Below are 26,869 nucleotides of genomic sequence, written 5' to 3' on the forward strand. Positions count from 1 at the left end.
AGGGTCTCTGCGCGATAAAGCCACCGGGAACCCATCATGTCTCTCATTGCCGACCGTCTGAACCGTATCCTGCCGAGCCAGACGATTGCGATTACCCAGAAAGCCCGTGCCCTGAAGGCCGAGGGCCGCGATATTATCAGTCTTTCAGCTGGTGAGCCGGATTTTGATACGCCGGATTTCGTCAAGCAGGCTGCCATTCGGGCCATTCAGAATGGCGAGACGAAATACACGGATGTTGCAGGTACGATGCCGCTACGTGAAGCCGTTGCGGCCCGACTGAACGCTGATTTCGGTCTGGATTACCGCGCTGAGGAAATTTGCGTTTCGACTGGCGGCAAGCAGGTCATTTATAATGTAATGGTTGCCACCCTGAATGCGGGCGATGAAGTCATCATTCCGGCTCCTGCCTGGGTGTCTTACCCTGATATCGTCTCGCTGGCAGACGGAACACCTGTCGTAATCCAGACAACGGCTGAGAACGGTTTCCGCCTGACGGCTGACCAGCTTCGCGCGGCGATTACGCCTAAGACGAAATGGCTGATGCTGAACTCGCCCTGTAATCCGACAGGTGCAGCTTATGACGAGCATCACCTCAAGGCGCTGACTGAAGTTTTGTTAGAGCATCCGCATGTGTGGATCCTGACAGACGATATGTACGCTAAGCTGATGTATGAAGGTGCCGTGGCCAAGACGTTTGTGCAGGTTGAACCGCGTCTGCGGGACCGGACAGTGACAATGAATGGCGTATCCAAGGCCTACGCCATGACGGGTTGGCGGATTGGTTTTTCGGCAGCGCCTGTGGAACTGACGCGTCAGCTGATCAAGCTGCAAGGACAGAGCACGAGCAATCCGTGCTCCATTGCTCAGGCTGCGGCCAAGGAGGCCGTTTCAGGCCCGCAGGATTTCATTGGGGAAATGGTGAGCGTTTATGAGCAGCGCCGCAATCTTGTGGTGTCCATGCTCAACGACGCACCTGGCCTGAGCTGTGCAAAGCCGGAAGGCGCGTTTTACGTCTTCCCATCCATCGAGGGAACGCTTGGAAAAACGAGTAAGGGTGGTCATCTGATCGACAGTGACGAGGCCTTTGTCACGGCTCTTCTGGATGAGACGGGCGTTGCCGCAGTTCATGGAAGTGCTTTCCTGACGCCCGGATATTTCCGGATTTCCTATGCCACCAGCACCGAGCTTCTGAAGGAAGCCTGCACCCGCATTCAGCAGTTCTGTCAGGGCCTGTCATGACGTTTCGCATCGCATCCCGTCTGGTAACACTCCCTAAGCCAGCAACTATCGCTATGGCGGCGCGGGCCCGCGAATTGCGGGCGGATGGTGAAGACGTCATTTCACTTGCCCTTGGGCAGCCGGATTTTCCATCACCGCCAGAAGCTATTGAAGCGGCTTATGCGGCCGGGTTGGCTGGCGATACTGGTTATCCTCCCATTCCGGGCCAGAAAGCGCTGATTGACGCTATTATTCATAAGTTTAAGCGGGATAATGATCTCACGGTCACGTCCGACCGTATTATGGTGGCCAATGGGGGCAAACAGGTCATCTATAATGCTTTTGCGGCAACGCTGGATGACGGGGACGAGGTTATCGTTCCTGCGCCTTACTGGGTCAGCTATCCACTGATTGCCCGGATGCTGGGTGGGGCGGCCGTTGAAATTCCCTGCCCGGAAGAAAAAGGTTTCCGGCCTGACGCAGCGACAATCAAGGCTGCGATTACGCCTAAAACCCGTTGGCTGGTTCTCAATTTTCCGAACAATCCCACCGGTGCCATCCTTGAACGGCATGACCTTGAAGCCATCGCCGAGGTTTTGCGCGAGGCCCCGCATGTTCTTGTCATGTCTGATGAAATTTACGAGCACCTGACGTTTGATGGTCGCAAGCATCTGTCCATCTTGCAGGTGGCCCCTGATCTGGCAGACCGCATTCTGGTCATTAACGGTATGGCCAAGGCTTATGCCATGACGGGCTGGCGCGTCGGCTTTGCATGTGGTCCGACGCCGCTCATCAAAGCGATGATTGCAGTGCAGGGGAACACAACGTCAGGTGTTTGTACACTTGCTCAGGCAGGCTCTGCCGCTGCGTTGAAAGGGGGGCTGGATCGTATTCAGCAGATGCGCGAAACATACCAGCGTCGTCGGGATACGATGGTTGAAGCGCTTCAGGCTATTCCAGGACTGACATGCGCCGTTCCGGAAGGCGCTTTCTATGTTTATCCAGGTGTTGGCGGATTGATCGGCGGCACTTCTGCCAGTGGGCGATTGCTGGATACGGATGTGGCATTTGCAGAGGCCTTGCTTGAAGAGGCTCATGTTGCGACCGTTCCGGGAACGGCGTTTGGCTTCAGCCCCTATCTGCGCCTTTCATGCGCAGCGGCAGATGACCAGCTTGCGGAGGCATGTCGCCGCATTGAAGGGTTTGTAAAAGGTATCCGCAAAACCTGAGAAGCATGGACGGAAACGGAGCGGAGTGTCAGAATTGGATCATGACACAGACAATCCCTCCGTTCTCTGACCTGTCTTTTCCCTGTCCAGACGAAGCGTCTCTTAAGGCGCGCTACGCGGACATTTCGTCGCTGCTTGATCGCGGGCAGCGCGAAGAGGCTCTCAAGGCCTTTGATGCCGTTCGGCGAGAGTATGAATCTTGGGCCTCCCACGTTCATCTCCAGTTCTCCCGCAACACGCAGGACGAGACGGCGAAGACGGACCGTGACTATGCGGATCGTCTTTCGCCTATTGCGACGGACCATGAAGTCATCATCAAAAAGCGTCTGCTGGCAGACCCTGATCGTGCCGGTCTAGAAGCACTCCTGACGCCACATGTGGTTCATCTGTGGGAAGCAGACACCACGACGTTTGATCCCCGGATCAGCACGGATCTGGAAGAAGAAGCGCGCCTGACGGGTGAATACACAGCGCTTCTGGCCTCGGCGAAAATTACCTTTGATGGCAAGGTTCTGAACCTGTCAGGGCTTGTACCATATTTGCAGGGGCCGGATCGGGAGGTTCGCCATGCTGCTGAGCAGGCACGCTGGGCCTTTTTTGAAGAACATGGCGAAGAACTGGATACGCTTTATGGGCGTCTGGTTGAGCTGCGTGACCGGATGGCGAAAACGCTGGGGTTCGAGAACTATATCGGGCTGGGTTACCGCCGTATGCGCCGGACAGATTACGGCCCGGAGCAGGTGGCATCCTTCCGGGAAAAGGTTCTTAGTTCAGTTACTCCATTGGTTCAGTCACTGCTGGAACGCCGTCGCCTTAAAATGGGATGGGACAAGGTCTGGGCCTGGGACGAGGCACTGATCGATTTGCAGGGGAATCCGGAGCCGGCAGGCGATCATGATCTGCTCGTGGCGCGGGCAGAGGGCATGTTCCGTGCGCTCGACCCCAAAGGCGAAATGGGCGATTTCTACGTTCAGATGCGGGATCTCGGGTATCTTGATCTGAAGAACCGGGACAACAAGGCGGGCGGCGGCTTCTGCACCTCATTCCCGACCGTTGGCAGTCCTTACATCTTTGCCAATTTCAATGGTACCCATAACGATATTGGCGTGTTTACCCACGAGATGGGTCATGCTTTCCAGAACTGGAAAAGCCGCGATCAGGACTGGGTCGATCAGCTCTGGCCCACCATGGAAGCAGCCGAGATTCATTCCATGGGTCTGGAATTTCTGACCTGGCCGCAAATTGATACGCTGGTCGAAGACGGGGCAGGGGACCGGTATCGCCGGATGCATCTCATCGATGCGCTTTCATTCTTTCCCTACGGTGTTTGTGTCGATCACTTCCAGCATGAAGTGTATGCCAATCCGCAAATGACAGCGGCAGAAAGGCACGAGACCTGGGCGCGCCTGGAGAAAATGTACATGCCCTGGCGGGACTGGGGCGATCTGGCTTATCCGGCAAAGGGTGGTCGCTGGCAGGCCCAGCTCCATATCTATCGTCTGCCATTTTATTACATTGATTATGCTCTGGCTCAGTGTTGTGCACTGCAACTCTGGCTTCGTTCCCGTATGAACCGGGAAGCCACGTTCGAAACATATCGCAAGCTGTGTTCGGAAGGCGGCTCCAAGCCGTTCTCACAGCTTGTGGCTGATGCCGGTCTGGTATCCCCGTTTGAGGAGGATGCTTTGGCGGAAGTCGTTCACGAAGCCGAGCAGGAACTCGGAATCTGAGACTGATCTTCTGGCTCTGAAGGATAACTTCAGAGCCAGAATGAACGGTTTATCCGCGGCTGTTCCACTCGGAAATCAGGTCAAGAACGGCCTGTGGGGACATGCTGCGAGCATTCCCCAGAGCCTTCGACCCGTCGCCGTTCAGGGCCTTTCCATCCGGCGTGACGATAATAACTGTTGGAACAGCCTTGATCGTCACGTCGTATTTCTGGGCCAGATCGAGATTGGTGTTAATGCGGCCAACATTCACCGGGACGATCACAAATTGGCTGTCCAGCCATGCCTTGGCGTCGGGCAGGGCAAAAATGCCGGAGAGCATTTTGCAGTCCGGGCACCAGTTGCCGCCGAAATCGAGAAGCACCTTACGGCCCGTTTTGGCAGCGAGCGCAAAGGCATCGCGCACCTGCTCCTGGGCGACGGACGTGTCTGGATAGGGTGTTGCGACCGGCGGGGCTGATGTTTCCGTCAGTTTGGGCGCAGGCGTACTTGCAGCCTGTGCTGAAAAAGGTGCGGAAAGCGCCAGACCCAGTCCGGCGGCGGCAAGAAGGGAAACGCGCATAAAAAAGGCTTTCATTGATCGAATGGTCTGCATCACATAACGCAGTGTTACAGCAAAACGATTAAAGCCTACTTCATTCGGAAGGTCATGCTTTTGATAACGCAACACGGTTCATCCTCATCGCCCTCCGCTCAGCAGAGTGCGGAAGTCAGTATTCTGGAGACGCTTCTGAGGACGGTCGTCCTTGTTGGGCTTACCCTGGCGCTTGCCGCCATCTTTCGTTTCTGGGAACCCGCCGTAAAGCTCTCTCAGAAGACTGCAGCGACACATGTCTGGCAGTCGCTTTACAGCGTGTTTCATATTGAAACGGCGCTCGGGCGAGAACAGCTCATTCTTGTGGGTATTATTCTATTCTGTTTTGCTGTGGCGCTGGTTGTTCAGGTGGCCGGGCTTTTTACTCTTAAGATGATCAAAAACAGATCCTGAAGTCTCAGGCTGAGCGCCGTCTTAGTCCGGACAGTGCTGCAAGAAGCCATGCTAAAATCAGCAAGGTACCGCCATAGGGGGCTATGCGGGCTACTGAGAGTGTCCCGATTTTCATATCAAACAGCGCGAAAAGCGTGACGGAGACACAGAAGAGCAGCGTGCCTGCCAGCATCGTCAGACATGCAAGACGTGCCAGGCGTAGCGTCAGAAAGCGCGCTCCTAGTGAAAGCGCACAGAGTGCGATGGCGTGCCACATGAGGATGTCCACCCCGGAGTGCAGAACGGCACGGCCATTGGGGATGGCAAACATATGGTCGGGGAGGTGAGAGGCAAGCGCCCCGAGAACCACTCCGGATGCGCCTTCGACAGCTCCAGCAATGAAACAGAAGCGGAAGGTACCGGAAAAATCATGCGTGCTAGAATTTGCGGACATGGCCTGAATGTATCATGAGTGGTGCCGAACATGAATGGACCGCTTGAAGCCGGGACCATTCAGCCAGAGTGGCTGGGACATTGTCCTGGTCTCGCAGATGGAAGGAATGTCTCTTCATGACACTTACTGCACGCTTCGCAGCTTTTGCCTCGATTGCCATGCTGGCAGGCCTGAGCGCCTGTAATGCCCCGGATGCACCGCCGGCACCGGCGCTGCCGTCTGCTGCATCAACCTATACGCTTTCGACAGCGGATGCCGCATTTCTTCAGCAGGTCGATGCCATGGACCTGACGCAGGTGAGCATTGCGACACTGGCTGCCACACATAGCAACAGCGATGTTGTGAAGGCTTTCGCCGCAACACTGGTCAGTGACCACACGACCAATCGCAAGGCCGTCTCGAAGGTAGCTAGCGATGCCAACCTGACCGTTACTGATAAGCTGAATGCTGGTGATGAAGCTCACGTTGCATCCTTCGGGCATCTGTATGGCGCTGCGTTTGACCGTGTCTTCCTGCGCGAAGTTCTGAGCGTTCAGACGCCTGCTCTCAGCAGTGCTCTGGCAACAGCATCGCAGTCCGGCGGAACGGCCGATATCAAGACGCTGGCGTCAGACACTACGAAGATGCTCAAGGACCATACGACTCGTGCGCAGGACCTGAGCGGCGCGAAGACTGTCAAAGGTCATCATCATCACTTCGGTCGTCACTAAGCTTTAGAGGCCAATTATGACGGGTGTTCGGCTTGATCGTATTGTAACGCGTGGCGGCGATTCAGGGCAGACTTCACTGGGAGACGGAACGCGTGTCTCAAAAGGCTGCCCAAGGATTGAGGCCATGGGAACGGTCGATGAGCTGAACGCTCTTCTTGGTTTACTTGATTATTCGCTTAGAGCAGAAGAAAGTATACGCGAACTTTCCTCTGATATTCGAAAAATACAGTCCTGTCTTTTTGATCTGGGTGCAGACTTATGTATTCCTGACAAAGAGCGCCCTCAAAGTCTTACAGTAAAAGCCGTTAGTTGGCTGGAAGAACGTATTGAAGAGATGCGCCTGCAGCAGCCTGCTCTTCAAAGCTTTATTCTGCCCGGTGGTTCTCTTGTTTCTGCCCATGCCCATATGGCCCGGACTGTTGCACGGCGCGCAGAACGGCGGATTGTCGTTCTGGAGCCGGCGCCCGAGGATGGGCTGAGGTTCCTGAACCGTCTTTCTGATTATTTCTTTGTTCTTGCGCGTCATGCCAATGATCACGGAGCGACGGACATTCTCTGGCAACCGGGGCAGTGGCAGTAAAAGAAAGATGAATACAGTCTTATTGTGTTGATGACAGGACATATAAGATCTGGTAAAAGAATTTCGTCTGATACACCGGAATGAGTTAGAAAACCGGCAGTGTCGACTTTCATTTCCTTGTCAGGGCATGCTTTTTTCTGATCGGCTTCAAGCCTTTCAGAGCCTCCGTCATTCAGGATGGGCATTCTGATCAGGTGACATAGAACAAATTTTATAATTGGTTGAAAAAACGAAGAATGCAGGACGATCAGCAGGTTAGTGAAGACAAACTGCGTGAGGCGCTTGCTCGTCTAGGGTCAGGATCTTCCCGTCCCCAGAAGGCGCGTCCCACAACGCCGACAACAGAACGTCGCCGTCGCTTTGTACGAGATGGTCAGGTTGTTGTTGAACATCAGGCCAGCCGTGGATTTGCACAGCGTAGCAATGCACCGAGCCAGGACGACCAGGACGAAATCGAGCGTCTTCGTCAGTCCGTAAAGCGTGAGCAGCGTCGCTGGGAAGAAGCTGAGCGTTATCTGGCTGAAGCCCGGACGCAGCTCAAAGCGTATGAGACGCGAGAAGCCCACGCTAAAATCCAGATTACGGAGCTGAACCGTCATCTGCGTGAGCATCAAGACCAAATCCAGGCTCTGAAAGCCCAGCTTCATCAGTCCCGTGAGCAGGCCGCTGAAGCAGCCCGCCGTTCGCCGCGCCCGGTTGGACGTCCGCGTAAGGAAGTGCAGGACGAAACTGTGGTGAAGAAGGTCGAGAAGGTCGCTGTTGAGGCCCCGGCTGTTGTTCTTGACGAGCCGGAACCTGTTCAGTGGTGGGTAAAGGCCTGAATTTCAGGCCGTCGGGCGACGGACAGAACGCCCGAACCAGAACATGATGCCTAGAAACACTGCCCATCCCAGTCCGGCTCGAACCATGTCCGGAATGGGAAGGGCCAGTGTTTCCGTGCTGCCGGTGGCGCCGACAATGGCTGCCACGGCAACACCCACCAGACTTTCTCCCACAATAAAGCCAGATGCGATCATTGTGCCCTGTTCCTTTGGGAACTTGCGCAGGAGCCAGCCGAGGCCTGCTCCGATTGCGATCGTCACGGAGACGTTGGCAGGCAGGTAGATGCCCATACCAACGGCCAGAGGCGGCAGAGCAAGACTGCGCCGCTTTAGAAGAATATCCGCAATGACCAGTACAATTCCGAGCGCTGCTCCAATCTCCAGCATCAGCCAGTCCAGATTGTGCGTGAGAATACCGGTGGCAATGGCAGCCATCAGAGCTGGTTGTGGCGCTGCCAGAGCCCGGGTTGGGTCCATATCAGCGCGGGGCATGGCTCCTACAAATCCGTAGGCCTGATACAGCGTTTGTAGTACCCATGGGATAACCACTGCACCGACAGCACAACCAATCAGAAGGGCAACTTCCTGCTTCCAGGGGGATGCGCCGACCAGTTGTCCGGTCTTCAGATCTTGCAGGTTATCATTCGATACGGCGGCAGATGCCGTAATGGCAGAAAGTACAAATAGTCCAAATGCAATAACCGTTGGGCGTTGGTCAGGCGAAAGAACGCCGCTGCTTTCCAGTCCCCAGAGTGTGACGGAAATGGCAATGATCGCGATAATTCCGACGCCTGAAATCGGGGAAGACGATGATCCGATAATGCCCGCCATATAGCCGCAGGCGCTCGCGACCAGAAATCCAAGACCGAAACAGGCACCCAATCCCAGAAGAACTAGAGTAACCAGTGATGCACCGTGTGGTATTGCGGGCCACAGGAACTGGGTGAACAGCCCTGAAAGGACGAGTGCCAGTCCGATGCTCAGGCCAATCAACGTCCGGGGCGCAAGATCCTGATCACTCTCGTCCTGTGAGGCACGATGCTTGATGGACAGAGACTCTTTCAGGCCAACTGCAACAGGTTTGGCCAGTGCGAGCAGCGTCCAAATTGCGGCAACCGCAATTGTTCCGGCGCCAATGAAACGCACTTTATGCAGCCATAAACCTGTTGCCGCGGCCATGGGGTCTGCGGCCGGGTTCAGATGCCCCAGAATGGGGACCATGACGCCCCAGCCCATCAGAACACCCAGCAGCATGGCAATGCCACCGCCGATGCCGACGAGATAACCCGTTCCCAGGAGTGCGAGGGAGAAGCTGATATCCAGCCGAAACACGGAAGCGCCGAAGCTTGTAGCAGCTGAAACGCCGTCGGAAAGAAGCCGTAGCCCTGATGTTGCGAAAGCAACGGCTGCGGAGACAAGGCTCCCTTTTGTCAGGGAACGCAGGCTCTCGGCATCGCCTTCAGGGGAAGAGGCTCGCAGGATTTCGGCACAGGCTGTGCCTTCCGGATACGGCAGGTCAGAGTTTTTCACCAATGCCCGACGCAGCGGGATCGTGAAGATGACGCCGGTCATGCCTCCTGCAAGTGTTAGGAGGAGTGAGACAAAATATGGAAATTCGTGCCAATACCCGACCATGATGAGGCCAGGCAGCGCTGCGAAGACGCAGGAGAGTGTTCCTGCCGCAGAAGCCTGCGTCTGCACCATATTGTTTTCGAGCATCGTCCCGCCGCCCATCAGGCGGAGTACGGCCATTGAAATGATGGTCGCGGGAATAGAGGAGCCAAAGGTCAGGCCGATCTTCAATCCCAGATAGACATTTGCTGCCGTGAAGACGACGGTAATCAGGGCACCCAGAATGATGCCCCGCAAGGTCAGTTCGCGGCTGTCCATAAGTTTCATGGTGGGGCAATCCTGTGATGTCGCGTTGTTTTTTCGGGCATTACGCTGCGGAGGCCCGCACCGCAACCATTCATCAAAAAGCAAATGACAGGCTGGACTGATAATAGAGCCCGCTTTTTGCCCCGGCATTTTTCAGATCATGCGATGCCGCAAACCAGGCGACGACATGTGTCCAGTTCCAGTGTCGGGATACAGCCCATGTCAACAGACCATTAGGGGCTACGCCGATGAAGTGGCTGCGAAACCTGGGGAAATTATAAGCTGAACTGATTGAATAGACGGAAGACGCTGTGGTCTCCCTCCATAGAATCGGGACTTTGATCCGCAAAGACACCTTACCGTAGGACCCCACGACAATGGGGGACAGATTGATCAGGTTCGCAGCGCCAATGTAGCCCGTGTAATCCAGATACGGATTTTGCGGGGCAAATGGCGCACTGTAAGTCCCGACTGTTCCTGTGCGACGGTTTTCATTGCCGCCGGAATAGACGTCCGTCTGAATTCCAAAGAAGGGTTTGAGAGGCAGATTGGAACGTCTGTATCCCAATGTCGTATTCACGGAATAAGCAGAGACCTGGCGCCGGGCAGTGGTTCCGTATTGTGTGAAATTGCCTTGCTGCCACAAGACGCCGATGGCGTATTCAAGTTGCTGGGCTGTGCCGTACCACCGAAAACCGAAATTGTTACGATTTGTCGCGCCCGTTACGGAGCTGATTTTGCTCGCACTGACCAGCGGAACAGAGCCTGTTTTTCCACCAAGATGAAAGCCAATCCAGAACAGATCGAGATAGGATTGAACACGCTGTTGGCCCAGATGGAACGCGGGGACGTCAAAGGTCGTGTTGAATCCATAGAGGCGCGTGTTCCAGTCCTGTGTGTCGTGGAACATGGCCGTTGGGGTGATGTCTGTCGCAACGAAGTCATAGAGATCGAACCGGACATGCGGGAAAATCGCATAAGCGCGCGGTCCGTTCCAGGTAATCTGGATATTCGGGGGTTCCCGGTCATACAGGACGTAGGATGGCGCATCGAGAAACTGCTGCCTTCCAAACATCAGGCCCGTCTTTGCTGTGCCAATAGTGCGTTTGTATTCGATAAAAGCCTGATGCAGGTCCAGACGCTTACGGTAAGTGCCACCATAGCCATATCCGTTCCAGCCTGCGGCCGTACCGTTCACGAGCTGCGCGAAGATACGCCAGTGTTCTCCGATATGAAGGTCGGCCCCCAACATATTGCGCGTGACAAAGCGACCTGAGCCGGAGTGGGTATTTGTCCCCAGCATCGGATAGTCGTTGTACCAGTTGCGAAGGCGGGTGCGTTCGGACAGGGACAGCCAGATTGTGCGGTCATTATTCAGAGCAATGAACTTCAATGGATCGAAAATGTCGCTCTGATGGTGCTTGTCACGCAGATATGACCAGTCTTCAGCCCATGGCGCGACACCATAGCGTCCGACAGGCCCAAAGCCCGCACCTTCGCCGTTGCCGCGATTGAATCCACCCCATCGGGGCTGGCGTCCGATTGGCGCCACATTCTGGCTCGGCGTCAGACGGCGTGGTTGTTCCAGAAACCCTGCATGGGGAAAGTTCTGAATTTCCGGACGTTCTGCGTGATGGACCTTGATCCTTTCTTCTTTCGATGCCGAAACGTCAGGAGTCGCAGAAAAGGCTGAAGACCCAAGGCCTGCCAGGCAAGCCAGGGTCGTTTTCAGCGTAATCCGGATTTTGACGTCAGGTGAAAGAGAAGGAAAAAGGCCCTTACTGCGTCCGGCCACGGAACTTTACGACAGGGAGGTGCTGCTGATTGTAAGTCAGCTCATCCTTGGTCAGCTGATAGCCGATTTCGAGCGTGTAGGGATTTTCCTGAATATTTTTGGATGCAGGAAGATCAACAAGGCGCAGATCCGTACGAACAGACTGGTTGCTGACATTCGGTTCCAGCTTGAATGTGTCCGTGAAGATCTTCTTATCCACGATTTTTCCGTCACGCATGATGACGATGAAATAGGGGACGTCGATGGTGCCGGTCTTGGAGGCGGGTCCTCGCGTCAGGTTCATTGCCAGACTGACGCGGGTACGAATCATCTGCTGGTCTTTGGGACCTTTGGGGCCACGTTCACAGTCCCCCGAAATGGCGGTGAGCTGTGCATGGCTGACCAGATTCCCGATGTCCGGATCTTTTCCATCATAGACAAACCGGTCTGCTGCGGCGCTGGGAATATCCGTGACCGGGCATGTGGGGGCAAAGAAGCCCGGATTGGATTCGTCACATCCCGCGAGTGTTGAAATCGCGACGACGGCAAAAGCCGGGACAAACAGGGACGTGGCAAGGCGCCGAAAGGCTGGCATCTGCTGTAGAAACTCCCACAAAGCGGCCCGGACGTTGCGACATGCGTCAATCCGGTCGATACTGGTCCTACATATCGAACTCCGCCCGCTTGGGGAACACCATGTCAGATCAGACAACTCTTGCACCTGAAGGTGCTGCACACCAGAAGACGCTCCGCGTCCTGCTGGCCGGGCCTCGCGGCTTCTGCGCCGGTGTGGATCGTGCCATCCGTGTCGTTGAAGAAGCGCTGCGCCGTTATGGCGCCCCCGTCTATGTTCGTCACGAAATCGTCCATAACCGTACTGTGGTTGAAGGACTGGAGGCCAAGGGTGCCATTTTCGTTGAGGAACTCGACGAAGTGCCGCCCGACGGACATGTCGTTTTCTCAGCACATGGCGTGCCGAAGTCGGTTCCAGCCGAAGCGCAGCGTCGCAATCTGCTGTACCTAGATGCAACGTGTCCGCTGGTTTCCAAGGTACACCGCGAAGCAGAGCGTCACTTTGCAGGTGGTGGCCCCGAGCAGCTCCATATTCTGATGATCGGTCATGCCGGCCATCCGGAAGTGGTGGGCACAATGGGCCAGCTTCCGCCGGGCGCTGTCACGCTCATCAACGATGCTGAAGAAGCCCGTACGATCCAGCCAAAGGATCCGGCGAAGCTGGCCTTCATCACGCAGACGACGCTGTCTGTGGATGATACGGCTGAGATCGTCGATATTCTCCGGACTCGCTTCCCGCTGATTGAAGGCCCGAAGCGCGAAGACATCTGTTACGCGACGACCAATCGTCAGGAAGCCGTGAAGGCCATTGCGCCGGAAAGTGATCTGGTGATCGTGATCGGTTCGCCAAACTCTTCCAATTCGCAGCGTCTGCGGGAAGTGGCAGAGCGTTCTGGTGCTCGCCGTGCACTTCTGGTGCCGAAGCTGGAAAATCTGGACTGGTCTGTGCTGGAAGGCGTTGAAACGCTGGGCATCAGTGCGGGTGCGTCCGCTCCGGAAAGCCTCGTACAGGAAATGGTGACGGCGCTTGCTGCAAAGTACACGCTGAAGATCGAAGAGCGAATCATGAAGGAGGAAAACATCAATTTCCGCCTTCCTGGTCCGCTTGCTGGTGAGGACAACTGAGTCTTCATGGCCGTCTATACTGAACTGGCGGCCGAGGCGCTTGAAGCGTTTCTTGGCACATATGACATCGGTGCCCTGGTTTCTTTCCAGGGCATTGCCGAAGGCGTCGAAAACAGCAACTTCCTTCTTCAGACCACGGAAGGGAAGTTCATCCTCACGCTCTTTGAGCGGCGGGTCAAAGCGTCTGATCTTCCATGGTTTCTGGGGCTGATGCAGCACCTGTCGGGTAAGGGCATGAACTGCCCGCAACCCGTACAGGCAAAAGACGGCATCGCTCTCAGGGTATTGGCAGATCGCCCGGCGGCGATCACCACGTTCCTTCCGGGTCAAGCCATACCTCAGATTACAGCATCTGCCTGTCACGCACTGGGACAGGTCCTCGCGACATTCCACAAGCTAGGGCAGGACTATACGGCGGAGCGCCCTAATGGGCTGTCTGTGGAAGCCTGGCGCCCACTCCTTGAGAGCTGTCAGGGCAGCGGGGATGACCTGCTGCCGGGTCTCACGCAGGAACTGTCTGAGGCACTGTCACGGATTGAAAAGTCTTGGCCTGCTGCGGGCAGTTTGCCCCGTGGTCAGATCCATGCAGACCTGTTTCCCGATAATGTCTTCTTTCAGGGCGATCAGGTCTCTGGGCTGATCGATTTCTATTTCGCCTGCACGGACCTCTTTGCTTACGATCTGGCGATCTGTTTGAACGCCTGGTGTTTTCGCGATGAGAAGGTTTTCGAACCTGCTTTCGCTCACGCCGTGATCGAAGGTTACGAAAGCGTCCGCAATTTAGAGATGGCTGAAAAGAAAGCTTTGCCAGTTCTGTGTCAGGGGGCCTCAATCCGGTTTCTGCTGACGCGCCTCTACGACTGGATCAATACCCCGGCTGATGCACTGGTGACCCGCAAGGACCCACTGGCCTATCTGGGGCGTCTCCGACATTTTTCAGGTGTCGCCCATGTCTGATGCGAGCGCGGATCAACTTCCGGTCGAGATCTGGACGGATGGTGGATGCAAACCCAATCCCGGCCCAGGAGGCTGGGGAGCACTGCTTTGCTTTAAGGGCAAGGAAAAGGAGCTATGGGGCGGGCATCCGGAGACGACCAATAACCGCATGGAACTGACGGCTGCGGCTGAGGCTCTGGAAGCTCTGAAGCGGCCGTGTCGGGTCACGTTACATACAGATAGTGAATACCTCCGGAACGGTATCACGCGGTGGCACAGTGGTTGGGTACGGCGGAACTGGCGTAATTCAGCTGGTGATCCTGTTGCCAACATGGATCTGTGGCAGCGCATTCTCGATGCGGCCAAACCTCATGAAATCGAATGGCTCTGGGTGAGGGGACATTCTGGTGATGTGAACAATGAACGTGTGGATGTATTGGCAACTCGGGGGCGGGAAGAGCTCTGAAAAAGTCATGTTTTCTGCGGGTTACTGAAGAAAGTTCAGAAAAATGCAGAAATATGAAAAAAGGGGCTTTACCGACCCCGGCGGTTGGACTAAATACCTCCTCACCGGTCCCGAATAGCTCAGTTGGTAGAGCAAGCGACTGTTAATCGCTGGGTCGTAGGTTCGAGTCCTACTTCGGGAGCCACTCTTTCTTCTTGAAAGAACTGGTTCGGTACAGTGAAAAGCCCCTTACGGGGCTTTTTTCATATCTACTGTACTGATTGACCATCACCGGAAGCTCGATGCCGTTCCGGTGATGAGTTCGTGGGATTTGCTCAGAGTTCTTCTGGTCTGACGTCTTCCAGTCGATCCAGCGCCCACAGGCTGGGAAAGAGACGAATCCAAGTTGCCGCGACAAGAATTGTTCCTACGCCGCCTGCGATAACAGCTGCTTCTGGCCCGATGGCTGTTCCCAGCATTCCGCTCTCAAATTCGCCCAGCTGGTTGCTGGAGCCGATGAACAGCGAATTCACAGCGGAGACCCTTCCGCGCATGGCGTCTGGTGTAGCCAGCTGAATGAGTGACGACCGGACGACAACACTGATGACGTCTGCTGCTCCTAGAACCATCAGGGCGACGACTGAGAGCCATGTGATGTGCGAAGCGCCGAACACAATGGTCGCGATGCCAAAAACGATCACGGAAACAAACATCGTAATTCCAGCTCGGCCCCCAAGTGGATGGCGAGACAGCCAGGCTGATGTAAAGAGCGCTCCGAGCGCAGGGGCTGCGCGCAGAAAGCCCAGCCCGATTGGCCCAACATGGAGAACGCTATCCGCATAGACGGGGAGCATGGCAGTGGCACCGCCAAGCAGAACCGCAAACAGATCCAGGGAAATCGCGCCAAGAAGGTCGCGACGTCTGTTTAGAAAACCAAGGCCCGCAAATACAGAGGCGAACGTCACAGGGTCTTTTGATGCGACCTTATGGCGCAGCTTTAGAGCCAGCGTTCCTAGAAACGCCAATGCGAATCCAAGCGTCGCAAGGCTGTAACAGATAACTGACCCAAGCCCGTAGAGAAGGCCGCCCAGGCTTGGTCCCACAATGGATGCCGTCATGAACAGCGAGGACATCAGGGCCTGTGCTCTGGGCAGAAGCTGAGGGGGGACGATCGCTGGAAGAAATGCCTGCTGGCACGGCATCTCGAAGCTGCGTAGCGTGCCGTAGAACGCTGCAAAAGCGTACACGTAGGCCGGGGTCAGGCAATGCATGGCCGCGATGGCTGCAAGGGCGCCCGTGCTGAGCACTTCCATAATCTGGCAGATCAGCACCACGCTGCGGCGATTAAAACGGTCCGCGACGTGTCCGGAGATGAATGTCAGGGGAACCATCGGTAGAAACTGTGCAAGGCCCAGATAGCCCAGCGACGAAACGCTATGGGTCAGGGCGTACATCTGCCAGCCGATGGCAATTGTCAGCGTCGTAGCAGAAAGCTGGGAACAGATTCGGCTGATAATCAGTGGGCCGAGGCCGGGAAGGGCTCGTAATGCTGGTTCAATCATTCAGGCACATTAATCACTTCCGGCGTGCAAGTTTATTGCAAAATTCCGAGCCGGAAGGCAGATGAGAGACATGAATGCTACATCCACACCCAAACCCGTAACGTACGCAACCGTCACCTGGGACCAGCTCCATCGTGACGCCCGTACTCTTGCTGCGACGCTCATGGAAAAGCACGGTCCGTTCCGCGGTATCGTGGCGATTACGCGTGGTGGCCTGATCCCCGCAGCTATTCTTGGCCGTGAAATGGGCTGCCGCCTGATCGAAAGCGTTTCTGTCATCAGCTACGCTGGTGAAGAAGGCACGCAGCACCAGCCGAAGGTTGTGAAAGCACCAACCGCCGCAGGTGACGGTGAAGGCTTCCTGATCGTCGATGATCTGGTTGATTCCGGCATTACGGCTCAGTTCGTGCGTGAAATGCTGCCCAAGGCTGTTTTTGCCTGCCTGTATGCCAAACCGGACGGAAAACCGCTGACCGATCACTATGTCACGGAAGTCGCTCAGGACACCTGGGTGCTGTTTCCGTGGGATACGGCACCACTTTTTGTGCCTCCGCTCGTAAGAAATGAAAAAGATTGAAAAAACCCTATTGCGTCCGGAACTTATACCACCTAAGTTCCGCCTCGGTTCGGGGCGTGGCGCAGCCTGGTAGCGCGCCTGTTTTGGGTACAGGAGGCCCCCGGTTCGAGTCCGGGCGCCCCGACCAGTCTTTGAGGTTTCTTTACTGCGCCCTTAGCTCAGTTGGATAGAGCAACAGCCTTCTAAGCTGTGGGTCGCTGGTTCGAATCCAGCAGGGCGCGCCAGCCTGCTTAACAGCAGCGCCGCGCGCCTAGCAATTTTCAAAAAATTAGTTGGCAGGATTATTCTTGCTATAGGCATCTCGAAGAACCTTTTCCATTGCTGGTTCTGGTGATCCGAGAAGAGTCTGCTTCAAGGCGCTATTAGCCTTGATCGACAAAAGCCCCCATGCGCCTGAATGGTCGTTTGCCATGACGATTTCGAGCTGCTGCGCCGCACAGTCGTGGGGTTTGCACATGTGACCCAGTGCATAGCGCTTTCCATCTTGGGAAAAATATTCCACAGGCGTTGATGTGCCCTGTCCTGATACGACCCAGGCCGGCAACGTGATCATGCTTTTATAGGCCTCCTTGAAGCCCGAACGGCTCAGGAGTTCCTGTGTCGTTGGAACTTCTGCAGACGCAAGTGAGGTGGAGAGTGCGATAAGGGGTAACATCGCAGCGAATAATTTCAGTTTCATATGCAGTGTCCTCTCCAGCCGAGCTCATTCAGTCAGAAAAAGTGATTCCGTTGCTCCTCAGTTTCTGGAGGAGGGCGCTTTGGTCCGCGTTGATTCCACGGCAGGCCTCAAGCGCGATGTCTGTCCTAAAGCCACAGCGCATGGCGTCCTCAGCAGTTGCCGCGACACAGAAATCAAGCGCCAGGCCACAGATCACAACATGGTTGATGGAAAGGCCGCTGAGGAGCGCATTCAGGCCCGTAGAGGTGACATGGTCATTGTCGAAGAACGCTGAATAGCTATCCCGATTCTGCGCCATTCCTTTGTGAAAGATATGGCTGATCGGGCTAAGGTCGAGAGATTTTGGAAAATCGGCACCTGACGACGCTGCAACACAATGTTCGGGCCAAGGTCCGCCTTGTGGCGCGAAAGAGCAGTGATTTGCGGGATGCCAGTCCTGAGTGGCAATTACAGCCCCAAAGCCAAGATGGGACAGGGCATTAACCTGGGCAATGATTTCATCACCTCTCGGAACAGCTAAGGCTCCATGAGGCAAAAAATCATTCTGGACGTCGACGATAATCAGAGCTGAGTGCTGAAAATCAGGCAAAGGAGCAATCTTCCAAGGCTGAGGCAGGAATCATGTCCTGCAGAACGCATTGTGCGATCTTAATCAGCCTCCATGCTTGGAAGAAAGGTTTCCTGTTAGAGGCGTGTCACCAGAAGCTGGTTAATCCGGAAACCTTCAACGTCCACAACTTCGAATCGGAAGCCTGAAGATTCGACGCTATCGGCCTTTCGGGCCATGCGACGTAGGCGATTCATCACGAAGCCACCAACGGTATCGAAATTCTGGGCATCGTCGAAAATCGGAATATCCAGTTCGCGAATAACGTCACCGATTGGTGCTGCGCCATCGATGAGCCAGGAGTTGGCATCACGGCGGACAATGGCTTGCTCTTCAAATGGGCTGACCAGACCATCCATCAGGGCGCCCATGATATCCTTGTAGGTGATGAGGCCCACGACCAGACCGTATTCATTCACGATCAGTGCAAATCCTGCGGAATGAGCATCAAACTGCGCGAGCGTTTCCCACAGGTTCAGCGTGTCGGGCAGGGACAAGACATCCCGGCGCATCTTGAAGATCTGGCTGGCGACGGGCGTTAGGCTCTCCTTGGATTGCGGCTCATCCACAACAGCAACCAGAACGTCTTCTGCGCGAATAGACCCGATCACGCGATCCAGACCGCCATCGCAAAGGGGATAACGGGAGTAGGGACGCACGCGAACCTTGTCACGCTGGCTCTCTGGTGTCTCCTGAACGTCCAGAAAGACGATCTCATCACGCGGGGTCATGGCGGACGTTACGGAACGATCCTGAAGGCCCAGAACATTCTGAATCATCTGATGCTCCTGCTCAAGCAGGATACCAGAGGCTGTGCCTGCAGCGAGAATAGCGCGCAGATCTTCAGGCGTTACAGGTTCGACAGTGGCCGCGGCTGGGATTTTCATAACGCGCAGAAGCACATCGGATACGCGCGAAAAGACCCAAACCGCAGGATACAGAACCTTCAGCGCCAAGGCAGGGAACCACCCAACCTTAAGAGCGATCCGATCCGGTGCATTCATTGCAATCCGCTTGGGAAGCAGATCCGCGAACAGGACGAAAAGTCCCGTAATAAGAATGAAGGAACAGGCCGAGCCGCCCTTGGCCGAAAGAGACGGTGAAAAGCCCATGAGCTGGAAGCCGTCTGCGATGGGCTCGCTCAACATCGATTCGCTGATGATGCCGCCAAGAACGCCAACGGCATTCAGGCAGATCTGCAGGACAGTAATGACCTGCCCGCTGTTGCGACGGAGCTTCAGAAAGGCAACGGCTCGTGGATCGCCGGCTTCTGCTTTCGAGCGAAGCCTGACGTCACGAGCTGCGGCGAAGGAAATCTCTGAAAGAGAGATCAGGATGGAGACCGCGATCAGGACGACGGTCGCGAGAAGGCCCAGCAGGAGAAGAACAATCATGTGCTGGGTGTAAGAAGAAACTTGCATGCAGGCGGCATCATACTCCGAAGACACCAGAACACGCCAATTATCTTCGGGTGGCAGCCATGCAGGTCCTCAATGTCTTAAAACTGTCAAATCCCTGCCAATGTTCTCCAACCGGCTTCATCAACAGTTTCGAGCCCCAGATCAGCAGCCTTCTTTGCTTTTGATCCGGCTTTTTCTCCCAGCACAACCAGAGACGTCTTTTTGGAAACACTATCGGTTACCTGTGCCCCAAGACGCTCCGCGATAGCTTTTGCTTCAGGGCGCGTCATTGTGGTCAGGGTGCCGGTGAAGACGATGGTTTTACCCGAGAGGTGGCCTTCGGACGGTGCTTCTTCTGCTTCAATTGTATGAAGTTGCTGCCGAAGATCATCAAGTGTTTCGACGTTGTGGGCTTCTGAAAAGAATGCGACCAGTTCGTCTGCAATCGCACCACCGACGCCCATGATGGAATCTAACGCTTCCCGCTCTTCACTGCCCGCGTTCGCGGCTACCATTGCGTCGCGCCAGGCTTCGAAGGTGCCGTAATGCCGCGCAAGCAACTGGGCGTTACGCTCCCCGATCCGGCGAATTCCAAGACCGAAAATGAGCCTGGCCAAAGATATGGTCCGTCGCTCATCAATCGCCAAGAGAAGATTCCTGACCGAAAGCTCTCCCCAGCCGTCCCGTTTCTGAAGTTCGTCCTGATGTGCGCTCAGGCGAAAAATATCCCCTGGTCGCAGGACATAGCCCGCAGCATGAAATTCTCGGATGCTGCGGTCTCCGAGGCCATCAATGTCGAACGCGCCTCGTGACACCATATGAATGAGGCGTTCCACGACCTGTGCCTCACAGGTCAGTCCGCCGGTACAGCGGCGCACTGCTTCTCCATGAACACGCTCAGCCAGTGATCCGCAGACCGGGCAATGATCAGGGAAGACATATCGCGGGCTGCGTGGCTCCTCGCTTTCCACAACGCCCAGAATTTGTGGAATGACGTCTCCGGCACGTTGAAGGCGAACCAGATCGCCATCACGAACGTCCTTACGGGCGATTTCGTCTTCGTTGTGCAGGGTTGCGCGCGAAACAATCACGCCGCCAACATTGACGGGCTCCAGATGAGCCACAGGGGTCAACGCGCCAGTTCGTCCGACCTGAATTTCAATCCGCAGCAGCCGGGTGATGGCCTGTTCAGCCGGGAACTTCCAGGCGATGGCCCAGCGCGGCGCGCGGCCCGCAAACCCCAGTCGGTTCTGGAGGGCAATATCGTTCAGTTTGAAGACAATGCCATCAATATCATAATCCAGGCCGGAGCGATCGCGAGCGAGCCTGTCCACATACGCGGGGATATCCCGGGCATGTTCGATCAGTTGGGACAGGGGATTAACCGTGAAGCCCCAGCGTGTCAGGGCTTCAAGATATCCTGAATGTGTTTCGCTCACAGCGGACGATGCGTAACCCTGAGCGTAGGCGAACAGGGACAAGGGTCGGCTGCGTGTGATTTCCGGGTCTAGCTGTCGAAGAGATCCTGCTGCGGCATTTCGCGGATTGGCGAACGGTTTGATCCCGCGTTCTACCTGTTGCTCATTCAGGGTTAGGAAGTTCTTCTTTGAGAGGAAAACTTCACCACGGATTTCTATGACATCTGGTGCATCATCAGGGAGAGTGTGCGGAATATCCTTGAGCGTCAGCAGATTGGCCGTGACGTCTTCACCCTCGATACCGTTTCCGCGCGTGACGCCCCGGACGAATTTTCGATTTTCATACGTCAGGTTGATAGAGAGGCCGTCAATTTTGGGCTCGGCAACAAATTGAAGGGCTTGAATGCCGTCGTCATTCAGTCCCAGAAAGCGACCGGCGCGGGAAACAAATCCTTCAAATCCGTCTGCCCCAAAGACGTTATCCAGAGACAGCATCGGAACAAGGTGACGGTGCTTTCCAAAAGCCGAATCGGGTAGGGCGCCTACGCGATCGCTTGCTCCTCCCTCACGGCGAAGCTCAGGGTTGGCGTCTTCCAGTTCCAGAAGCTCACGCCGGGCAGCGTCATATTCTGCGTCAGAAACCTCCGGGTCGTCCTTGCCGTGATAGGCCTCGTCCCATCGGGCGAGCAGGGTCTCAAGTTCGGCGTGACGATCGGCAGAATTCATGCGGTCTGTTCCAGAAGGCTATCTGCGGCGCCGCGTGCCGCATCAGTAATGACATCACCCGCAAGCATCCGGGCAATTTCTTCGCGGCGGGCTTCACGGGAAAGAGGCTCGGCAAGTGTTTCGGTGCGCTCGTTGCGGATGCGCTTGGCAATGCGCAGGTGATGGTCACCTCGGGCGGCAACCTGCGGACTATGCGTTACGACGAGGACCTGTACGTCCTGTGCGACCTTGTGAAGCCGGTCGCCTATCGATGATGCGGTTGCGCCGCCAACGCCAGAATCCACCTCGTCAAAGACCAGTGTTCCAACATCAGAGCGCTGGGCCAGCACAACCTTCAGCGCCAGCATCAGACGCGATAGCTCACCGCCAGAGGCCACTTTGGCCAAAGGGCCGGGCGCCTGACCGGGGTTTGCCGTAATGAGAAAAGAGGATTGCTCCATGCCGCGGCTGTTCCATTGTTCGGGTGCGAGCGGGAGCAGCGAGACAATGAAACGGGCACGTTCAAGCTTGACCGGCTTCAACTCACGGCTGACGGCCTGCTCAAGTTTTTGAGCAGAGTGTTCGCGCGCCTTGGACAGAGCTTTCGCGGCTTCTTCATAGGCCAGCCGCGCTTCTGTCAGAGCGATTTCAAGTCGTGACAGTTCGGCATTACCCGAATCGAGCGCAGCCAGGCGGCTTTTCAGGGACGCCAGAAAGGACGGGAGTTCGGCGACCGAGACATTATGTTTTCTGGCTTCGGCCCGCAGGGAGAAAAGACGCTCTTCTGTCTCCTCCAGCAGCCGTGGGTCGCTCTCCGTATCGGCAGCAAGACGCGTTAGCAGCATTTCTGCTTCTGCTAACGCTTCCTCAGCTTTTTCCAGCGCATCCAAAGCTTCCTGAGCCTGTGCCTGATGAGTGGAGGTGCTGCCTTCAGTTTCTGCAGAAGACGGCAGCAGCCGGACCAATGCCCTGCTGGCCGACCGCAAAGCTGCGGAAGGGTTTGATGAGCGTCGGTCACGCGGCGTCAGTTCAGAAAGGGCTGCGGCAACAGCCTCTCCGCGACGTTCGTCTTGCTGAAGACTGACACGTAGCGCGGCAAGCGACTCTTCTTCGCCTTCCTGAGGAGCCAAAGTCGAGAGGTCATCAACGGTCGCGCGCAGCCACTCTTCCTCGCGCGCAGCAGCATCCATTTCGGAACGTGCTTTTGCGAGGGCTGTACGAGCATGGGCCCATTGATGAAATGTTGCGGCAGTTCGCGCCAGAAGGTCCCGTTTGACGCCGAATGCATCCAACAAATTCAGGTGAGTGCTCTGATCGGCGAGGCCCATCTGCTCGTGCTGGCCCTGGATTTCCACGAGTTGAGACGCGATACGCCGCAGCAGGCTAATTCCGACAGGCTGATCCGAGACATAAGCGCGTGAGCGTCCATCAGGCGTGACGATGCGGCGCAGCACCAAAGGCTCCGAAGCTTCTTCCAGTGCGATTCCCTGCTCACTCAGGAGAGTGAAAACAGGATGCCCGGACGGAACTTCAAAGATGGCAGCCACACTGGCTTGCGCTGCCCCGGAGCGGATCAGTCCAGCATTGGCGCGGTCGCCAAGGGCAAGGCCAAGGCTATCGAGCAGGATGGACTTACCGGCACCGGTCTCACCCGTCAGAACGGTGAGACCAGCGGCCAGAGTCAGATCGAGCTTTTCGATCAGAACGACGTCACGGATCGAGAGATGGGTCAGCATGACGGGAATGTTGTGTGTGGTGAGGCGTGTTTCAAACGCCTCACATCAGAATACGCTATGCCAAGCGCGGGAAAAGAATCCACGCGGCTTGCTGGACGTCTTGGTGGGCTGCTTGAACTCGCTGGACAGCAGCTTGTTGTCCCGCAGATTTGCGTAGGCATAGCGGTACCACTGACTGTCTGGATAGTTGTAGCCCAGTACGGATGCCGTCTGTCTGGCCTGATCCTTGAGACCGAGAGCCAAATAGACTTCGACAAGACGCTCCAGCGCTTCAGCTACGTGATTCGTGGTCTGGAAGTCCTGCACGACACGCTGATAGCGCGTCATTGCGGCTTCATAGTTGCGCTGCTGCTGATACCAGCGGCCAACCAGCATTTCCTTGCCTGCAAGATGATCACGGCAAAGATCAATCTTCAGCTGGGCGTCACGTGCATAAGCTGTCTGCGGGAAGCGGGTAATAACCTCTTCCAGAGCATCAAGGGCTTCAACCGTTCCCTGCTGATCACGCTGGACGTCAGCGATCTGCTCATAATAGCAAAGGGCGCGCAGATAGAAGGCATAGGCCGCATCAGGGCTGGTCGGGTGGAGCTGGAGATAACGCTCAAGCTGCTGAACCGAAAGCGCATACTCACCTTGCAGGTAGTAGGCATAGCCTTCCATCAGCTCGGCATTGCCGGTGAAACCGGAATACGGATAGTTCTGCTGAAGCAGCTCGAATTCGCCGCCCGCCAGTTCATATCGGCCGGAATGAAGAGCATCGATACCGTAGTTATACAGCGTCTCTGCGTCAGCAGCCTTTGGAATAACTGGCTTCTCATGCTTGTGAGAAAGCAATGAACAGCCTGACAGAAGCAGCAAACCGCTTACGGCCGCAGCCTTCAGAACAAGACCCCGTCCGTTCCAGGACACTTCGAAATGATGCTGAGTGCTGCTTGCCATACCTGCTCTTCCCGTGAAGCCCGTCTTATATCACGGGAATGCGGGGACGAAAGACCCGCCATTTAACCTTAGGCTGCGACGCGTGTGCGACGGTGGCCCCGTGCTGAAACGGTAGAGGTCGGAGTTTCAAAACGCCAGTTTTTCTGATCTGAAAAAACGCTGCGCAGAAGCTCGTTATTAATTTTGTGACCAGATTTATGGCCGATGAATCCCGCTTTCAGGCGGTAGCCGCAGCAATACAGATCACCGATAGCATCAAGAAGCTTATGTCGGGCAAATTCCCGCTCGATTTTCAGACCTGCTGGATTAAGAATGGTCTTACCATCCACTACGACAGCATTGTCGAGAGAGCCTCCACGGGCGAGGCCAATACTTTGAAGATATTCAATGTCCTTCCGGTTCACAAAAGTACGGCAGAAAGACACTTCTTCTAGAAAGCGAGCCGGATCAAGCTGCATGGCATAGCGCTGACACCCAATGGCTTCAGCATCAAAATTTAACGAAATTGCAAGAGAAAGACCGCGTTGAGCCGGGCGCAGCTCGGCAAAAGCACCGTTGTCGCCTTCAACCCGGACGTTTCGAAGAATTTCGATAATTTTTCGTGGCGTATCTAGCGTTTTCTTCCCTGCGCATCGTAGCAGAAAAGCAAACGCATCTGCCGAACCGTCCAGAACCGGTAATTCCGGACCACTAACCGAAATGAACGCGTTATCGATTTCCAAGGCGTTAAGGGCCGCCATCAGGTGCTCAATAGTTGCCACGCGCAGAGAAGGATCATTTTTGCAGGCAACAACAGTCGAAAGTTTGGTGTCGATAATCCGGTCATAGAGAGCGGGAAACGAAGGAGAGCCGGGGTAATCGCTCCGCTGAAAGCGAATACCTGTATCCGCTTCGGCTGGAGAAATTTCCAGATCGACATCAAGGCCACTGTGAAGAGCGATGCCTCGGCAGGATATGGCAGAATGAAGGGTTGTTTGCAGGTTCTTCAAATCGGGACGCTCAGAGAAAAGAGGCGTCTGCGTGCTGTCAGACGCGCTGGAAAGTAGCGGGCGGACCTTTCGATCTGCTGGAACCGACTTTCCATGATGCGCTGGCGTAACCTGCATGAATCCCCCGACGATTTAGACTGGCTTATAATAAAACCCAGTCATCGCCGGAGTGCCATTCAATGATTGTTGCCGGATATTACCTGACTGCTTTCCTGCGATGCGCAGGATTTTGCAGGAAAGCAGTTCGCTTATTCAGCGACGAAGATAGGTTGGAATATCGAGCGTGGAATCATCGCTACCGTCAGACGGCCCTTGGTTATGGCGCTGTTCGGAGGGGTTATGATGATCCGTCTGCTGATATGCGTCACGGCTGTTCTGCTCCGTGCGCGGGGCCTGCGGTGCTGCTTGCTGCGGAGCCGGACGGCTACGGAAAGCGCCTGTCATAAGGCCGAAAATGCTGCGTGGGGCTTCTGGAGCTGGTGCACGCGGCGGCTCGGAAAACAGGCCAGCGCGAGGGGAGCGCGGCGCCGCATCGTCCTGCGGGGCTGCGACGTGCGGCTGTTGAGGTGCCGCATGTGGCGGTGGTGCAACCGGGCTTTCTGCTGCTGGKGCGGGCGATGCAGGCTGCTGTGACGCGTTCGGGTCAAGGTTGAAGTTCGGGCGTGGCGGCCCACCTGCGTAGGTTGATCCCGGCTGAAACGTCTGAGGAGCCTGACGATTTTGAGCAGACGTATCACGTGGAGCCGAGGCAGAAGGGGCCTGCTGGGGAGCCGCCCCAGGCGTCGTCTCTGTATTGTTCGGATCATTTCTGGACTGGGTGTCGATGCCTGTCGCCACAACCGAAACGCGGATGCGCCCGTTCATGTTCTCATCAATCAGGGCGCCGAAGATGATGTTGGCTTCTTCGGCAACTTCTTCACGAATGCGGTCGGCAGCTGCGTTCACTTCGTAAAGTGTCAGATCTTCGCCACCTGTGATATTGATCAGCAGACCGCGGGCGCCAGCCATGGACGCATCTTCAAGCAGTGGGTTGGAGATGGCGCGCTCGGCAGCGGCAACGGCGCGATCTTCACCATCATCTTCCGTGGTGGCTTCACCGGTGCCCATCATGGCCTTGCCCATCTCTTCCATCACGGCCTTCACGTCCGCAAAGTCGAGATTGATGAGGCCCGGAGAGACCATCAGGTCCGTAATGCCGCGAACACCCATGTTCAGGACGTTGTCAGCCATTTTAAAGGCTTCACGGAACGTCGTGTTCTGGTTCGCGGAATTGAACAGGTTCTGGTTCGGAATAACAATCAGGGTGTCGACGTGCTTTTGAAGCTCGGCGATACCGGATTCAGCAGCCAGCGTGCGGCGGCGCCCTTCGAAGTTGAAGGGCTTCGACACCACACCAACTGTTAAAACGCCCCGCTCACGGGCCATGCGCGCAATAACCGGAGCCGCACCCGTACCCGTACCACCGCCCATGCCGGCTGTGATGAAGACCAGATTCGCCCCTTCGAGCTGACGCTCGATTTCCTGTGCAGCTTCTTCAGCAGCTTCGCGGCCGATTTCCGGCTTGGCGCCTGCGCCGAGGCCGCGTGTCAGATGGGGGCCAAGCTGGACGCGGCGTTCAGCCTTGGAGTGGGCGAGCTGCTGCGCATCCGTGTTGGCAACAACGAACTCGACGCCCTTGAGCTCCGAATCGATCATGTTGTTGACGGCATTCGTGCCACCACCACCAACACCGACGACGGTAATGCGCGGGGCCAGTTCAACGTGAGAGTTCGGGGTCGGGGTAAGGTTCAAAGTCATGATCAGGTCCGGAACTGCGAGGA

25 protein-coding genes and 3 tRNA genes are annotated in these 26,869 nt (G+C 55.9%); 14 read left to right on the forward strand and 14 right to left on the reverse strand.

What is annotated here, in order from left to right; genetic code table 11:
- Positions 1-36: 36 nt before the first annotated feature.
- From KP708_RS09675 to KP708_RS09685, 3 genes are read left to right on the forward strand one after another with little or no spacing between them, the layout of a single operon-like run.
- Positions 37-1,239: a pyridoxal phosphate-dependent aminotransferase gene (locus KP708_RS09675; protein WP_215751225.1), complete on the forward strand. Its 1,203-nt coding sequence runs from the start codon at positions 37-39 to the stop codon at positions 1,237-1,239.
- Complete coding sequence (locus KP708_RS09680) at positions 1,236-2,447, forward strand: pyridoxal phosphate-dependent aminotransferase (protein ID WP_215751226.1); 1,212 nt, start codon at positions 1,236-1,238, stop codon at positions 2,445-2,447. Before KP708_RS09675 ends, KP708_RS09680 begins: the two co-directional genes overlap by 4 nt.
- Before the next feature lie 41 nt (positions 2,448-2,488).
- Positions 2,489-4,177: a M3 family oligoendopeptidase gene (locus KP708_RS09685; RefSeq protein WP_215751227.1), complete on the forward strand. Its 1,689-nt coding sequence runs from the start codon at positions 2,489-2,491 to the stop codon at positions 4,175-4,177.
- A gap of 49 nt (positions 4,178-4,226) precedes the next feature.
- On the opposite strand, the gene KP708_RS09690 is transcribed toward KP708_RS09685, so the two are convergent.
- The gene (locus KP708_RS09690) at positions 4,227-4,751 is read right to left on the reverse strand and encodes a thioredoxin family protein (RefSeq protein ID WP_369826510.1); all 525 of its coding nucleotides are present in this window, start codon (positions 4,749-4,751) and stop codon (positions 4,227-4,229) included.
- 72 nt (positions 4,752-4,823) lie between these two features.
- On the opposite strand from KP708_RS09690, the gene KP708_RS09695 reads away from it, so the two are divergent.
- On the forward strand, positions 4,824-5,162 hold the full coding sequence (locus tag KP708_RS09695) for a hypothetical protein (protein WP_215751229.1): 339 nt from the start codon (positions 4,824-4,826) through the stop codon (positions 5,160-5,162).
- Between the two features lie 4 nt (positions 5,163-5,166).
- Here the strand turns inward: KP708_RS09695 and KP708_RS09700 are convergent, their stop codons facing one another.
- Complete coding sequence (locus KP708_RS09700) at positions 5,167-5,595, reverse strand: DUF423 domain-containing protein (RefSeq protein WP_215751230.1); 429 nt, start codon at positions 5,593-5,595, stop codon at positions 5,167-5,169.
- 116 nt (positions 5,596-5,711) lie between these two features.
- Between KP708_RS09700 and KP708_RS09705 the strand changes: the two genes are divergently transcribed.
- The 3 genes from KP708_RS09705 (at position 5,712) to KP708_RS09715 (ending at position 7,706) form a co-directional block, all read left to right on the forward strand.
- Complete coding sequence (locus KP708_RS09705; RefSeq protein WP_215751231.1) at positions 5,712-6,305, forward strand: DUF4142 domain-containing protein; 594 nt, start codon at positions 5,712-5,714, stop codon at positions 6,303-6,305.
- 16 nt (positions 6,306-6,321) lie between these two features.
- A complete protein-coding gene (locus KP708_RS09710; RefSeq protein ID WP_215751232.1) occupies positions 6,322-6,885 on the forward strand; it encodes a cob(I)yrinic acid a,c-diamide adenosyltransferase in 564 nt (187 codons plus the stop codon).
- 236 nt (positions 6,886-7,121) lie between these two features.
- Entirely contained in the window at positions 7,122-7,706 is a 585-nt protein-coding gene (locus KP708_RS09715) for a hypothetical protein (protein WP_215751233.1), read from the forward strand.
- Positions 7,707-7,709: 3 nt separating this feature from the next.
- Here the strand turns inward: KP708_RS09715 and KP708_RS09720 are convergent, their stop codons facing one another.
- The 3 genes from KP708_RS09720 to KP708_RS09730 all read right to left on the reverse strand — a co-directional run bounded on the left by KP708_RS09720 (position 7,710) and on the right by KP708_RS09730 (position 11,953).
- Positions 7,710-9,605 carry an OPT family oligopeptide transporter gene (locus KP708_RS09720; RefSeq protein ID WP_215751234.1) on the reverse strand — a complete coding sequence of 632 codons (1,896 nt, stop codon included), beginning with the start codon at positions 9,603-9,605 and terminating at the stop codon, positions 7,710-7,712.
- A 73-nt stretch (positions 9,606-9,678) separates the two neighbouring features.
- Positions 9,679-11,379, reverse strand: a complete 1,701-nt coding sequence (locus KP708_RS09725) for an alginate export family protein (protein WP_215751235.1) — start codon at positions 11,377-11,379, stop codon at positions 9,679-9,681.
- Complete coding sequence (locus tag KP708_RS09730) at positions 11,363-11,953, reverse strand: hypothetical protein (RefSeq protein ID WP_215751236.1); 591 nt, start codon at positions 11,951-11,953, stop codon at positions 11,363-11,365. The genes KP708_RS09725 and KP708_RS09730 overlap by 17 nt, the downstream gene beginning before the upstream one ends.
- A 101-nt stretch (positions 11,954-12,054) precedes the next feature.
- Here KP708_RS09730 and ispH point away from each other — a divergent pair, with 101 nt between their 5' ends.
- The 4 genes from ispH (at position 12,055) to KP708_RS09750 (ending at position 14,642) form a co-directional block, all read left to right on the forward strand.
- On the forward strand, positions 12,055-13,056 hold the full coding sequence (gene ispH, locus KP708_RS09735; RefSeq protein ID WP_046901354.1) for a 4-hydroxy-3-methylbut-2-enyl diphosphate reductase: 1,002 nt from the start codon (positions 12,055-12,057) through the stop codon (positions 13,054-13,056).
- A gap of 6 nt (positions 13,057-13,062) precedes the next feature.
- Positions 13,063-14,013: a homoserine kinase gene (locus tag KP708_RS09740; RefSeq protein WP_215751237.1), complete on the forward strand. Its 951-nt coding sequence runs from the start codon at positions 13,063-13,065 to the stop codon at positions 14,011-14,013.
- Positions 14,006-14,458 (forward strand): ribonuclease HI, encoded by a 453-nt coding sequence (rnhA, locus tag KP708_RS09745; RefSeq protein ID WP_046901356.1) that lies wholly within the window; start codon positions 14,006-14,008, stop codon positions 14,456-14,458. Before KP708_RS09740 ends, rnhA begins: the two co-directional genes overlap by 8 nt.
- Before the next feature lie 108 nt (positions 14,459-14,566).
- A tRNA-Asn gene (locus KP708_RS09750) sits at positions 14,567-14,642 on the forward strand.
- 130 nt (positions 14,643-14,772) lie between these two features.
- Here the strand turns inward: KP708_RS09750 and KP708_RS09755 are convergent.
- Positions 14,773-15,999 (reverse strand): MFS transporter, encoded by a 1,227-nt coding sequence (locus tag KP708_RS09755; protein ID WP_215751238.1) that lies wholly within the window; start codon positions 15,997-15,999, stop codon positions 14,773-14,775.
- 61 nt (positions 16,000-16,060) lie between these two features.
- On the opposite strand from KP708_RS09755, the gene gpt reads away from it, so the two are divergent.
- From gpt to KP708_RS09770, 3 genes are all read left to right on the forward strand, one after another.
- Positions 16,061-16,576, forward strand: coding sequence for a xanthine phosphoribosyltransferase (gene gpt / locus KP708_RS09760; RefSeq protein ID WP_086633629.1), 516 nt, complete (start codon positions 16,061-16,063; stop codon positions 16,574-16,576).
- Positions 16,577-16,626: 50 nt separating this feature from the next.
- Positions 16,627-16,703, forward strand: a tRNA-Pro gene (locus KP708_RS09765).
- Between the two features lie 20 nt (positions 16,704-16,723).
- Positions 16,724-16,800: transfer RNA gene (locus tag KP708_RS09770), tRNA-Arg, on the forward strand.
- A gap of 44 nt (positions 16,801-16,844) precedes the next feature.
- Here the strand turns inward: KP708_RS09770 and KP708_RS09775 are convergent.
- From KP708_RS09775 to ftsZ, 8 genes are all read right to left on the reverse strand, one after another.
- Complete coding sequence (locus KP708_RS09775; protein WP_202207291.1) at positions 16,845-17,255, reverse strand: Ivy family c-type lysozyme inhibitor; 411 nt, start codon at positions 17,253-17,255, stop codon at positions 16,845-16,847.
- 28 nt (positions 17,256-17,283) lie between these two features.
- Positions 17,284-17,844 carry an isochorismatase family protein gene (locus tag KP708_RS09780; protein WP_215751239.1) on the reverse strand — a complete coding sequence of 187 codons (561 nt, stop codon included), beginning with the start codon at positions 17,842-17,844 and terminating at the stop codon, positions 17,284-17,286.
- 95 nt (positions 17,845-17,939) lie between these two features.
- A complete protein-coding gene (locus KP708_RS09785; protein ID WP_046902044.1) occupies positions 17,940-19,283 on the reverse strand; it encodes a hemolysin family protein in 1,344 nt (447 codons plus the stop codon).
- Between the two features lie 86 nt (positions 19,284-19,369).
- Positions 19,370-21,406, reverse strand: coding sequence for an NAD-dependent DNA ligase LigA (gene ligA / locus KP708_RS09790; RefSeq protein ID WP_215751240.1), 2,037 nt, complete (start codon positions 21,404-21,406; stop codon positions 19,370-19,372).
- On the reverse strand, positions 21,403-23,121 hold the full coding sequence (gene recN / locus KP708_RS09795; protein ID WP_215751241.1) for a DNA repair protein RecN: 1,719 nt from the start codon (positions 23,119-23,121) through the stop codon (positions 21,403-21,405). Before recN ends, ligA begins: the two co-directional genes overlap by 4 nt.
- A 45-nt stretch (positions 23,122-23,166) precedes the next feature.
- Positions 23,167-24,060, reverse strand: a complete 894-nt coding sequence (locus KP708_RS09800) for an outer membrane protein assembly factor BamD (protein WP_046901363.1) — start codon at positions 24,058-24,060, stop codon at positions 23,167-23,169.
- Positions 24,061-24,128: 68 nt separating this feature from the next.
- Positions 24,129-25,166, reverse strand: coding sequence for a UDP-3-O-acyl-N-acetylglucosamine deacetylase (lpxC, locus tag KP708_RS09805; protein ID WP_215751242.1), 1,038 nt, complete (start codon positions 25,164-25,166; stop codon positions 24,129-24,131).
- A 135-nt stretch (positions 25,167-25,301) separates the two neighbouring features.
- Positions 25,302-26,846 (reverse strand): cell division protein FtsZ, encoded by a 1,545-nt coding sequence (gene ftsZ, locus KP708_RS09810; protein ID WP_215751243.1) that lies wholly within the window; start codon positions 26,844-26,846, stop codon positions 25,302-25,304.
- Between the last annotated feature and the right edge of the window lie 23 nt (positions 26,847-26,869).

This window comes from Gluconobacter sp. P5H9_a (genome assembly GCF_018812085.1).
In the GTDB taxonomy this organism is placed as follows: Bacteria; Pseudomonadota; Alphaproteobacteria; order Acetobacterales; family Acetobacteraceae; genus Gluconobacter.

What these genes read in the sequence shown, in the direction of transcription:
- KP708_RS09755 (WP_215751238.1), bottom strand. Translation starts at nt 15,999, where the DNA reads ATGATTGAACCAGCATTACGAGCCCTTCCCGGCCTCGGCCCACTGATT.
- lpxC (WP_215751242.1), bottom strand. Translation starts at nt 25,166, where the DNA reads ATGCAGGTTACGCCAGCGCATCATGGAAAGTCGGTTCCAGCAGATCGA.
- KP708_RS09705 (WP_215751231.1), top strand. Translation starts at nt 5,712, where the DNA reads ATGACACTTACTGCACGCTTCGCAGCTTTTGCCTCGATTGCCATGCTG.
- ispH (WP_046901354.1), top strand. Translation starts at nt 12,055, where the DNA reads ATGTCAGATCAGACAACTCTTGCACCTGAAGGTGCTGCACACCAGAAG.
- ligA (WP_215751240.1), bottom strand. Translation starts at nt 21,406, where the DNA reads ATGAATTCTGCCGATCGTCACGCCGAACTTGAGACCCTGCTCGCCCGA.
- KP708_RS09700 (WP_215751230.1), bottom strand. Translation starts at nt 5,595, where the DNA reads ATGTCCGCAAATTCTAGCACGCATGATTTTTCCGGTACCTTCCGCTTC.
- KP708_RS09675 (WP_215751225.1), top strand. Translation starts at nt 37, where the DNA reads ATGTCTCTCATTGCCGACCGTCTGAACCGTATCCTGCCGAGCCAGACG.
- KP708_RS09775 (WP_202207291.1), bottom strand. Translation starts at nt 17,255, where the DNA reads ATGAAACTGAAATTATTCGCTGCGATGTTACCCCTTATCGCACTCTCC.
- KP708_RS09800 (WP_046901363.1), bottom strand. Translation starts at nt 24,060, where the DNA reads ATGGCAAGCAGCACTCAGCATCATTTCGAAGTGTCCTGGAACGGACGG.
- rnhA (WP_046901356.1), top strand. Translation starts at nt 14,006, where the DNA reads ATGTCTGATGCGAGCGCGGATCAACTTCCGGTCGAGATCTGGACGGAT.
- KP708_RS09680 (WP_215751226.1), top strand. Translation starts at nt 1,236, where the DNA reads ATGACGTTTCGCATCGCATCCCGTCTGGTAACACTCCCTAAGCCAGCA.
- KP708_RS09740 (WP_215751237.1), top strand. Translation starts at nt 13,063, where the DNA reads ATGGCCGTCTATACTGAACTGGCGGCCGAGGCGCTTGAAGCGTTTCTT.
- KP708_RS09710 (WP_215751232.1), top strand. Translation starts at nt 6,322, where the DNA reads ATGACGGGTGTTCGGCTTGATCGTATTGTAACGCGTGGCGGCGATTCA.
- KP708_RS09730 (WP_215751236.1), bottom strand. Translation starts at nt 11,953, where the DNA reads ATGCCAGCCTTTCGGCGCCTTGCCACGTCCCTGTTTGTCCCGGCTTTT.
- KP708_RS09695 (WP_215751229.1), top strand. Translation starts at nt 4,824, where the DNA reads ATGCTTTTGATAACGCAACACGGTTCATCCTCATCGCCCTCCGCTCAG.
- KP708_RS09685 (WP_215751227.1), top strand. Translation starts at nt 2,489, where the DNA reads ATGACACAGACAATCCCTCCGTTCTCTGACCTGTCTTTTCCCTGTCCA.
- recN (WP_215751241.1), bottom strand. Translation starts at nt 23,121, where the DNA reads ATGCTGACCCATCTCTCGATCCGTGACGTCGTTCTGATCGAAAAGCTC.
- gpt (WP_086633629.1), top strand. Translation starts at nt 16,061, where the DNA reads ATGAGAGACATGAATGCTACATCCACACCCAAACCCGTAACGTACGCA.
- KP708_RS09785 (WP_046902044.1), bottom strand. Translation starts at nt 19,283, where the DNA reads ATGCAAGTTTCTTCTTACACCCAGCACATGATTGTTCTTCTCCTGCTG.
- KP708_RS09715 (WP_215751233.1), top strand. Translation starts at nt 7,122, where the DNA reads ATGCAGGACGATCAGCAGGTTAGTGAAGACAAACTGCGTGAGGCGCTT.
- KP708_RS09690 (WP_369826510.1), bottom strand. Translation starts at nt 4,751, where the DNA reads ATGAAAGCCTTTTTTATGCGCGTTTCCCTTCTTGCCGCCGCCGGACTG.
- KP708_RS09720 (WP_215751234.1), bottom strand. Translation starts at nt 9,605, where the DNA reads ATGAAACTTATGGACAGCCGCGAACTGACCTTGCGGGGCATCATTCTG.